General features: G+C 50.0%; 1 protein-coding gene. It reads right to left on the bottom strand.

Going from position 1 to position 1,010, the window contains the following annotated elements:
- Positions 1–982, bottom strand: a 982-nt coding sequence (locus ACFVXH_RS41495) for a mechanosensitive ion channel (protein WP_387831260.1), incomplete at its 3' end; no start/stop codon positions are given.
- Between the last annotated feature and the right edge of the window lie 28 nt (positions 983–1,010).

The following is a 1,010-nucleotide window of genomic DNA, read 5'->3' as shown; positions in this document are numbered from 1 at the left end:
AGAGCAGGACGATGATGATCTGAACAATCATGCCGACCGTCTGAGAAAGCGTCAGCTTCGGGGTACCCGCCTGTTCAAAGCCCATTTTACCGAGAAGAGAGTCGAAACCGGCCCGGTGCAAGAGCCCGGATACAATGCTGTTGACCCATTTTCCGATCCAGATGCCGGCGATGATCAGCACAATACCGATGATGATATTAGGGAGCATTGTGAAGACCGTGTGCAGCATGGCTGACGCCGGTTCAGAAATACCCGCGACATCAAGCCGGTCAAGCGCAGAGATGATCACCGGAATGAAAATCAGCACGTAGACAATCGTTCCGATGATTGCCGACAGGCTTGTATCCTTCAGATAAATAGAAAGCCCCATACGTGCGGCAAGCCTTTCCGTGCCGATACTCGCCAGAAAGTTTGTGACGATATCACGGACGAGACGGGCAACAAGCCAGCCGATTAAAACAATCAGCGCCGCGGCGAATAATTTCGGTATAAAGGACAAAACGCTTTGGATCATATTTGTAAACGGCCCTGATACTCCGCTGATTTGGAGAGCGGCCAAGACGCCGGGCAGGAACAAGAGCAAGACGAAGTAAAAAACGATTCGTGAAGCGGCCGTAACGGATCTGCTCATTTCCGCTTCTTCAGACACCATTGTCCATTTTCTGAGCCGGCCGTTTTCAGCGAGTTTCATGCCCGCTTTTTTGACGAGATAGCTGAAAAGCGAAGCGGCCGCCCAGCCCAACAGCAGAATCAGGCCGGCTTTTAAAATGCTCGGCACAGCCGCCGTTATCGCTGACAGCATGCTGACAAAAGGCGAAGCCACGGTTGTCAGATGCAGAATGTTAAAGAATAGAATAAAAACGATGATTAATGCGATAAAATAAATGACTTTACTGATGACTTTTTCTGAGGAATAGCGCGCCGGCTTTTTTTCGGCGAACAGCCTGTCGTCGATTTTTGTTTTTTGCTTCATCGGCAGCATCTTCAACGTGATCGGCTCGAAACTCCTC

The sequence above is a fragment of the Kitasatospora sp. NPDC058184 genome, from assembly GCF_042883725.1.
Lineage (GTDB): Bacteria > Actinomycetota > Actinomycetes > Streptomycetales > Streptomycetaceae > Kitasatospora.
The sequence above is the reverse complement of the archived record's forward strand: the minus strand, read 5'-3'. Positions and strand labels throughout refer to the sequence as shown.